At 61.3% G+C, this 9535-nt stretch carries 7 protein-coding genes; 1 reads left to right on the top strand and 6 read right to left on the bottom strand.

Going from position 1 to position 9535, the window contains the following annotated elements:
- The 3 genes from OPU71_RS21285 to OPU71_RS18335 all read right to left on the bottom strand — a co-directional run.
- Nucleotides 1-2240, bottom strand: a 2240-nt coding sequence (locus tag OPU71_RS21285) for a calcium-binding protein (protein ID WP_324256086.1), incomplete at its 3' end; no start/stop codon positions are given.
- Between the two features lie 508 nt (nt 2241-2748).
- Nucleotides 2749-4248, bottom strand: a complete 1500-nt coding sequence (locus OPU71_RS18340; protein WP_267729513.1) for an HlyD family type I secretion periplasmic adaptor subunit — start codon at nt 4246-4248, stop codon at nt 2749-2751.
- Nucleotides 4245-6389, bottom strand: a complete 2145-nt coding sequence (locus tag OPU71_RS18335; RefSeq protein ID WP_324256085.1) for a type I secretion system permease/ATPase — start codon at nt 6387-6389, stop codon at nt 4245-4247. The genes OPU71_RS18340 and OPU71_RS18335 overlap by 4 nt, the downstream gene beginning before the upstream one ends.
- 213 nt (nt 6390-6602) lie before the next feature.
- Between OPU71_RS18335 and OPU71_RS18330 the strand changes: the two genes are divergently transcribed.
- Entirely contained in the window at nt 6603-7880 is a 1278-nt protein-coding gene (locus OPU71_RS18330) for a glycosyltransferase family 4 protein (RefSeq protein WP_267729512.1), read from the top strand.
- Between the two features lie 34 nt (nt 7881-7914).
- On the opposite strand, the gene OPU71_RS18325 is transcribed toward OPU71_RS18330, so the two are convergent.
- From OPU71_RS18325 to OPU71_RS18315, 3 genes are all read right to left on the bottom strand, one after another.
- Nucleotides 7915-8538 carry a tyrosine-type recombinase/integrase gene (locus OPU71_RS18325; RefSeq protein WP_267729511.1) on the bottom strand — a complete coding sequence of 208 codons (624 nt, stop codon included), beginning with the start codon at nt 8536-8538 and terminating at the stop codon, nt 7915-7917.
- An 83-nt stretch (nt 8539-8621) separates the two neighbouring features.
- On the bottom strand, nt 8622-9008 hold the full coding sequence (locus OPU71_RS18320) for a type II toxin-antitoxin system VapC family toxin (protein WP_267729510.1): 387 nt from the start codon (nt 9006-9008) through the stop codon (nt 8622-8624).
- A complete protein-coding gene (locus tag OPU71_RS18315; protein ID WP_267729509.1) occupies nt 9005-9253 on the bottom strand; it encodes a type II toxin-antitoxin system Phd/YefM family antitoxin in 249 nt (82 codons plus the stop codon). The genes OPU71_RS18320 and OPU71_RS18315 overlap by 4 nt, the downstream gene beginning before the upstream one ends.
- Nucleotides 9254-9535 lie beyond the last annotated feature (282 nt).

Below are 9535 nucleotides of genomic sequence, written 5' to 3'. Positions count from 1 at the left end.
TTGCTGCCTACCGCATCACTGTCGTAGTTGTACACCGTGTCCTGGCCCGAGCCCTTGCCGAACACGTAGGTGTCCGCTCCGGCGCCGCCGCTCAGATAGTCATTGCCCGCGCCACCGTCCAGCGTGTCTGCCCCATCATTACCACTCACAAAGTCATTGCCATCCCCGCCGAATACGCGGTCATCCCCAGAGCCCCCGCTCAAGTAATCCGCCCCAGACATTCCATCGACCAGGTCATTGCCAGCGCCTGCGCTAAATGAATTGCCGCTTGCATCGCCGGAGAACGCGTCATCGCCTTCAGTGCCAGCCGTCGATGCCGCAGACATGACAGCAAACCCTGTCGCAACAAACGCGCCACGAACCGCGCTATCCGACACCGACTGTTGCATCAATTCACGCACACGTGAGCCCCCATCCCATCCGATGGACTCCAATTGCGTACCACAGGCCCTATAGAGATCAAGAAGCAATGCCGAACCTTCAAAAACACTTGAACTGCTCGCCGCCTTGAGGCTCTCGTTGAGCACAGAAAAGTCAAACGCCAAGCCGTGTTTATCGATAGTCAGCATGACCATATCGAGGTATTTCTCAAGACGAATTGCTGGCATCAGGTTGATCGTTGCATCATCGACCAATCGGTCCCAAAGCGTATCGACATGAGCGGCCCCGTTGGGTGGCAGCGGTATGCTCACTCGGATAAAACCCGCCTTGCTGGACATTACCGCATTTCTATTCTCATAAATGATTTGCGAGAATGGAACGGACATTTCGACCGGCACTCGCCCTCCTGATACAAAACGAGGCTTGTAGTCGACGGCGTCACCCAGAATCTGATCCCAATTGAGGAATGTGTGTCCGGTGAAGGCCTCATATGCATGAACTTTCTCCAGCCCTCCAACCATGCGCTCCCTCATCGAGTCAAACTTGGACCTCTCGTCAGAGCTGAGCGCAGCACGAAACACCTCACGAGCCTCTTTGCTGGCTTTGACTGCCATATCCATCCAGCCGGCCTCTTGGGCGTCCAGCGGATCACTAAGGACCAAGCCGTAGCCCGCGGCGGCGGCCTGCTTAGTTGCGCTGCTAAAGGCAGATTGATTTCCCCACTCACGGACTAGATCGGCTGTTGCACTGACGTAATCTGCTCGTGTAGGCGCGTCCTTCGCGCGACTAAAGAGTGCGATGAGTTCTGGGCTCTGGGTGGCCGCCTCTTGCAAATCGCGCACCCAACCACTGCCCTTAAGATCAGGAAGTTCTTTAGCGGGGTCACTCACCACGATTGGTGAAAATGCTGTTCTGAAATGGTCTTGCGCGAGAATGAAGCTGCCTGCCTGGCCTTGGCTGCCATCGACACGATCAAATGTACTGCTCTGTACCAGAATGGCATCTTGGTAGTTCGTTCTGACGGCGGTGCTTCCAAGCTTGATGCTAGCGACACCGGAATGCGCCAGCGTATTCAACTCCTCAGCCTGACTGCGTCCATCTTGGTTGAGGTCACGCCAGACACGCAGGTCTGTGTAATGTGCGTCCTGCGCGTTGAACACACCATCGCCTGCGCCACCGCTGGCGCTGCCCGTATCAAGCTCGCTTAACGCGGCGAATCCATGAGGCGCTTTCTTGCCGTCGGTGAGAATCGTCTCGTCGCCAAAGAGCTCCCGCCCCGAATCAATGACCCCATTACCGTCGCGATCCCACACCAAGATTCCATCGTCGGAGCCTGCCCATGCAGTTCCGGTTCTTAGAGTATCCCCGTTCGAGTCGAACATCACTCCAGCTGAGAGAGGTGAAATCTCTATTCCATCTCCATCCAGATCAAGAATGAGCGGATCGACATACCGAATTACTTTAACGAGCGGATCTGGTGTTGTTCCAATCGAACGGGAGACGGTCAATGCGTTCTTTGACTGATCAATCAAATCGTTGTACGACGACACAGCGTGCGTAACATCGTATAGCTTTGCCCCGAGACCGATTTCGCTCGACCAGCTACTGGCTGCATCCCATGCCCTCAGATAGCCATTCTTGACGATCTCTGCCGCTAGAACCGCTGCAGCCGGTGACGCTCCGCCCAGTCCGACATACGCGCCGGCGATCCCTCCAACAGCTGAACCAAATGCATCGCGAGCCACAGCATTCCAGTCTTGGCTGACCGCCGCCAAAGAAAGCGCCTTAGCGGTATCCACATTATCGTAGAAGTCATATACCTGTGCAGCGCCGTTGAGATAGTTCCATCCAATTGCCAAGGCCTCACCTGACGCTAGTGCCGCTGTCGCCCTATAGACCAACGCATCCGCGGCAGCCCCACCAGACGCAACAATTACGCCGCTATTTGTAATCAACATACACATTCCGGGCATTATATTTTCCTGATTCAAAGATGCCGAATAATGGAAGCAACGCTATTGCTCGATCTATTTGTCGCTGCGTCGCCAGAGAATTAGGGCCCACGAGAGAAGAGCTGCTGCACCGACAGCGAAATGTATCGCCACTCCGAAGGGACCGAGGTTTTCATACAGAAACCCATACCACCAAGCTGTCGAGCCACGAAATGGTGGTCGGGACGGGCTATAGAACTCCGTGACGGCCATTACTAGGCTCATCAATCCGATTGCAAGATATGTTCGAGACTTTTGCATATTGTTTTCTAGAAATTGGGGTGGATGATCTGGCTCGGCCAATCACAGTTTCGCCGCACCAACCAGGACGTCACATGCCGCTTCTTTGAACCAGAACGAACCCAAACGATCGGACTCACCGCTCCCTCAAACTTTCATTCGTCGTACCGAGCACGGGACTGAGTAAATACTCAATCACCCGTCGCTGCCCGGTTTTGATTTCGGCGCTCACCGCCATGCCGGGTGAGAGCGGCACCTGGCGTTCATCGACTCGAATCGCATTGCGATCGAGTTTCAGCCGGGCCTGGAAGATGAAGCCCAGCTTGTCGTCTTTGATTGCGTCGCCGCTCACGAAATTGACCTGCGCGGGGATCGTGCCGTAGCGGGTGAAGGGGAAGGTTTCGACCTTGATCTCGGCGACCTGGCCGGCTTTTACGAAGCCGATGTCCTTGTTTTCGAGCACCGCTTCGACTTCGGCCTGATCTTCCCTGGGTACGATCACCATCAGCGCCTGGGCAGGCGTCACGACACCGCCTTCGGTGTGGATCGCGAGTTGTTGCACGGTGCCGTCCACCGGGGCGGTGAGTTGCATCAGGCGGGCGCGGTTCTCGGTGCGCTTGACGTCTTGCCCGAGGCTGGCGACCTTGGCTTCGGCCTGAGCCAGCGTTTCGGTGGTCTGGCGGCGGAACTCGGCGCGGTAGGCATCGCGCTGGCCGCGCGTTTCCTTGATGCCTTGTTCGAGTTCCACCAGCTTGGCTTTCTGGTACGCCAGATCCCGTTCAGCTTCGATGCGCGCCTGTTCGCGTTCGAGGTAGCCGTGGCGCGAAACGAAGCTTTGATCGACCAGGTTCTTGTAGTCCTCGGCACGCTGGCGCGCGATCGGGGCGGTTTGTTCAAGCTTGGCGGCGAGCTCTTCGGTGGCACGGCGTTCGGCTTCGCGTTTGGCGAGTTCCGATTCCAGCGCAGCGATGCGCGCAACGTACTCGGCGTATTGGCTCGCGAGCAGTGCGCGTTCTTTGGCCAGGCGTGCCGGCTCGGCCGCGCCGCTTGTCTGCAGCGTGGGGCTGCGGTTCGTGTCCATCGCGGTGAGCAGCGCTTGCGCGCGGGCGGCGGCGAGCTGGGTGTCCTGCAGGCCATCGCGTGCCTGGTGGGCATCGGCCCCGGCGGCGGTGGCATCGAGCTCCACCAGCACATCGCCGGCTTTCACCGCTTGCCCGTCGCGCACCCGGATGTGGGTCACCACCGCCGTTTCCATCGGCTGCACGACCTTGCTCTGCCCACTGGCAATCACCTTGCCGTGTGCGACCGCCACGATGTCGATCTTGCCGAAGATCGCCCAGGCCAGCGCGATGAGGAAGAAGGCGATCAGGCAGCCTACGATGATGCGCGGCAAGGGCGAAGGCGGGGTTTCGAGCAGTTCAAGCGTCGCCGGCAGGAACTGACGTTCGAGCGGCGTGCGTTCGGGGGTTTGCCACTGATGGCGTTGCGCCCAGGCGGCCGCAAAGACGGCCTTGTAGCGGCGCAGCAGATCGGCCGTGGCTTGCAGACGCAGTGGCAGGCGGCTGGGCTTGGCCGGATTTTCCGAACTTGCCGGTGCGGACACGGCTTCGGTGGCGGTCGGGTTGGCGGTGGTCATGCGTGTTGCAGTGCGTAGAGCTTGGCGTAGGTGCCGTTGGGGCGTTCTTTGAGTTCGCCGTGGTGACCTTCTTCGATCAGCTCTCCGCGCTCCATCACCAGGATGCGGTCGGCGTCGCGCACCGCGGAGAGTCGGTGGGCGATGATGATCACGGTGCGGCCGCTGCAGATGGCGCGCATGTTGTTCTGGATGATCCGCTCGCTCTCGTAGTCGAGCGCCGAGGTGGCTTCATCGAAGATCAGGATGCGCGGGTTGGTGATCAGCGCACGCGCAATGGCCACACGCTGGCGCTGCCCGCCGGAGAGGCTGGCGCCATGTTCGCCCACCACGGTGTCGTAGCCGTTGGGCAACTCCATGATGAAGTCGTGCGCGCCGGCGAGCTTGGCCGCCTCGATCACCTGTTCGAGCGGTGCGCCGGGGTCGGAGAGGGCGATGTTCTCGCGCACGCTGCGCGCGAAGAGCATGTTCTCTTGCAGCACCACGCCGATCTGGCGGCGCAGCCAGACCGGGTCAGCGAGTGCAAGGTCCACGCCATCGATCAGCACACGGCCTTGCTGGGGCACATAGAGCCGCTGCACGAGCTTGGTGAGGGTGCTCTTGCCCGAGCCCGAACGCCCCACCACCCCGATGACTTCGCCGGCACGGATATCGAGCGAGACGCCTTTCAAGACGTCTGACCCATCCGGGCGGTAACGGAAGCGCACCGCTTCGAAGCTGACCGCGCCTTGCATCGGCGGCAGGCTCTGGCGGCTGGTGGCCAGTTCCGTGCGGGTGTTGAGGATGTCACCGAGGCGCGCGACCGAGATGCCGGTGTGCTGGAACTCCTGCCACATCTGCGCAAGCCGCAGCACCGGCCCGCTGACACGGCCAGCGAACATGTTGAAGGCGATCAGCCCGCCGACGGTGAGCTGGCCGTCGATCACCAGATACGCACCGCCCCACATGATCGCGACGGTCACCAGCTTGTTGATGAAGCTGACCGACTCGGAGGCCACGGTGCCCAGGCGCACGACACGAAAGCTCGCGGCGACATAGGCGGCGAGCTGGCTATCCCACTTGTGCGTCATCTGCGGTTCAACCGCCATCGCCTTGACGGTCTGGATGCCGTTGATGGTTTCAACCAGGAAGGCTTGGTTCTCGGCGCCGCGGTTGAACTTCTCGTTCAGGCGGCTGCGCAGCACCGGGGTGATGCCGACCGAGAGCAGGATGTAGAGCGGGATCGAGGCGATCACGACCAGCGTGAGCCAGGTCGAGTACCAGAACATGATGGCAATGAAGACCACCGAGAACACCAGATCGAGCACCGCGGTGAGGGCCTGGCCGGTGAGGAACTGGCGGATGTTTTCCAACTCGCGCACGCGGGCAACCGAATCGCCGACACGGCGGGCTTCAAAGTAGGCGAGCGGCAGCGCAAGGAGGTGTCGGAAAAGCCGGCCACCGAGTTCCACATCGATCCGGCTGGTGGTGTGCGAGAAGACGTAAGTGCGCAGGCCTGAGAGCAGCACTTCGAACAAGGCCATTACCACCAGACCGATGCCGACCACGGTGAGCGTGGCGTAGCCCTTGTGCACCAGCACCTTGTCCATCACCACCTGGAAGAACAAGGGTGTCACCAGTGCGAAGAGCTGGATGAAGAGCGAGGCGATCATCACTTCGCCCAGCAGCTTGCGGTACTTGACCACCGCCGGGATGAACCAGGTGAAGTCAAATCGCGCGAGCTCACCGGCGAGTGAGGCACGACTGGTGATCAGCAGCAACTCACCCGCCCAGCGCGCGGCGAGTGCGTCGGCATCGAGCACTTCAGGCTGCGTGGCGTTGCCGGCCTGGATCAGCGCACGGCCGGTGGCCGCATCGTATTGGGCGAAGACAAACCAGTGACCGGCGGTGTCGCGCGCCAGCGCGGGTAGCGGTGTCTGGGGCAGCCGATCGACGGTGACGATGCTGTGCTTGGCACGCAGACCGATCCCGCGCGCGGCACGCTGCAGGGCGACTTCATCGACCTCGCCGGTGGGGGAGAATTCATGTGCGAGCTGGGCCGGATCAGCGGCGACGTTATGCAGCCGGGCAATCAGCGCGAGCGCAGAAAAGGCCGCGTTCGCAGGCGAATCGCCATCGGGGGATGGCATTTGGAGCGCGGTCATTGGGGGGGATGCCGTTGGGCGAAGGGTTGAAGATCACCCTTACGGGTTCGGGGGTATTCGTATGCGCTGCAGTATGAATGATTGCCTTGGCAGGGCATTGCGCGAATGGCACTGTGACGTGGCATTCTGCACGGGCACAAATGCAATGGGCATTTTTCCCATTTGCCAGATTTACCAACGTCTGCTGATACATCAGCACCCGAGTTGATCACCATGAAAATCGCTGTCATCCACCAGAATTTCCCCGGCCAGTTTCGCCACCTCTGCGCACACCTGGCGCAACGCGCCGATGTGCAGCTGGTGGCGATTGGCCATGAATCGGCCCCTGGCATGCCGGGCGTGGCGCTGCGGCGCTATACCCTGCATCGCAAGCCGACCGAAGGGGTACATCACTATGTGGTGGGCTTTGAGCGTGCGGTCTTGTACGGGCAGGCGGTGGCGCGCGAACTGCACGACTTGAAAGCCAAGGGCTTTGAGCCGGATGTGGTGATCGCCCACCCTGGTTGGGGCGAAGCACTGCTGGTGAAGGATGTGTTCCCGCACACGCGCCTGATCAACTTCTGCGAGTACTACTACCGCGCGGAAGGGGCGGATGCGGACTTTGACCCGGCACATCCGCTGCGCTTTGACGACCGCGCACGGATCACCACGCGCAATGCGCTGCATCTTCTGAACCTGGAGTTGTGCGATGTGGGCGTGGCACCGACCGCCTGGCAACGCTCGCTGCATCCGCATGCGTACCGGCACAAGATTCACACGCTGCACGAGGGCATCGACATTGCCGGCCTCGCGCCCGATCCGGCGGCGCGGATGGAATTGCCCAACGGCACCGTGGTGCGCGCAGGCGATGAAGTCATCACCTACGTCGCGCGCAACCTCGAACCCTACCGGGGCTTTCCTTCCTTCATGAGCGCCTTGCCGGCGGTGTTGCAGGCACGCCCGAATGCGCAGGTGCTGATCGTAGGGGGCGATGAGGTGAGCTATGGCAGCAAGCCCAAGGGGCATGCGAGCTGGCGCGAGGCGATGCTCGCTGAACTGGATCTGCCCGAAGCCCTGCTCGCGCGTGTGCACTTCCTCGGCAAGCTCGCTTACCCGGATTACAAACGGGTGCTGCAGCTATCGGCTGCGCATGTGTATCTGACCTATCCCTTTGTGCTGTCCTGGTCGATGCTGGAGGCGATGGCCTCGGGTTGCCTGGTAATTGGCTCGGCGACCGCGCCGGTGCAGGAGGTGATTCGCGACGGGCAGAACGGCGTGCTGGTGGATTTCTTCGATGTGCCGGGCATTGCCGCGCGCGTGATTGCGGCGCTGACGCACCCGGAACGCTTTGCGCCGCTGCGTGTTGCGGGGCGCGCCCTGGTACGCGAGCGCTACCCGCTGGCGGCCGGGGTGCGCGGCTATCTGGATCTGATCGGCTTGCCGCAGCCCAGGCGTGAATTGGCGAAAGGCCGGGCGGCGGCGGTGAAGGCAGCAAAGATGCCGGTTGTATGAGCGGCGCGCGCTCGCATCACGAAGCACAGCGGATTCACACTTCAGTCTGCTCGGCGATTTCGAGCGCGTCATCCACCTCGATGCCCAGGTAGCGCACCGTGCTTTCCAGCTTGGTGTGGCCGAGCAGCAACTGCACCGCGCGCAGGTTGTGGGTGCGCCGGTAGATCAGCGTTACTTTGGTGCGGCGCATCGAATGGGTGCCATAACTCGCCGGATCAAGCCCGAGTTCCTCCACCCAGTGTTCGAGGATGCGTGCGTACTGACGCGTGCCAAGGTGTGGGGAGGCGTGGATGCGGCTCGGAAAGAGAAAGTCATCGGACTTGAGCCCGGTGTGCTTGATCCAGGCCTGGACGGCGTCGCGCGTGGCGGGCGTGATCTCGAACTGCACGGGTCGCCCGGTTTTCTGCTGCATGACGATCGCGCGCGCCGCGACCTGATCGCCGTGACAGATATCCCGCACCTTGAGTTTGACCAGATCGCAAGCGCGCAGCTTGCTGTCGATCCCCAGATCAAACAGCGCGAGCTCACGAACGCGCTGTTCCATCTGTAGCCGAACCCGGATCGCCCACACTTCCTTGAGCTTGAACGACACCTTCTGCCCGACGAGCTTGCCTTTGTTCCACGGCGCCCGATGCTGGGTGGTAGCAGTGTGTTCCATGATGAACTCCAGTCGTGTTGATGGAATTCCAGCATGGGAGGTACCAGGGCCAAGCGCCATCCAAAGCTTGGGCCGAAGGCCGCTCAGATCAAGCTGATGGTGTCGCTGTAGCGCGCGACGGTGGCGTCGTGGGTGAGCAGGCGCAGGGGTTCGCTGAGCGCCTGCGCAACCAGGAGGCGATCGAACGGGTCGGCATGATGGGCGGCGAGCCCTTCAACCGCTGCGGCGTGTTCAGGCTCGATGCTCAGCATGCGATAGCCGGCCTGCTCGAAGAAGGTCAGTGCCTGAGCCCCCGAGATGGGCATATCACCCCGCCCGAGGCTGTGCTTGATCGCGATCTCCCACACACTGACCGCGCTCACCCACACCGTATTGCGCGGCGCTTCGATCAGCGCGCGAGCGGCGGCAGACAGCCGCGGGCTATCGGCAATTGCCCACAGCGCAACATGCGTATCGAGCAGCAAGTTCACGAGGCCTTGCCCCCCAGAAACAGGGCGGCCACCTCATCGTTGTGCGCGTCGATGTCATCGGGCACCTCGAACAGCCCCTTGGCCACGCCAATGCGCGCACCCGCCGCGGGCACGTCGATCGGCAGCAAGCGCGCCGCGGGGCGACCATTGCGCGCAATCACGATCTCGCGCTCGCGACCACTCTCAAGCGACTCCACCAAACGCGAGAGCGTCGATTTGGCCTGCAACATATTGACGGTGCTCATGGGAATCTCTCCGTCAGTTTGACTTGGCTAAGTCTAGCCATTGCCTTGTGGGCACGCAATGCCTGCGCGCACATGGAGCGGCGCAGCAAGGCCAGCTTGAGCGACCAACGCGGCTTGGCGCCGTTTTCATTTGCTTCGGGTTGCTCGCAAGAATGGCAGCTACCCGAAGGGATTCGGACCTTGGGGGAGGAAGGGGCTGGGTCGGCTATGGGTCGGGTCCGCACGCTCAAGAGATTTCAAAGCTGACGTTCGCGTGCCCACGCGACACAATTACCTGAATGT

The organism is Niveibacterium sp. 24ML, assembly GCF_026586805.1.
Classification (GTDB): domain Bacteria; phylum Pseudomonadota; class Gammaproteobacteria; order Burkholderiales; family Rhodocyclaceae; genus Niveibacterium.
Note: the sequence above shows the minus strand (reverse complement) of the source record. Positions and strands in the feature narration are given on the sequence as shown.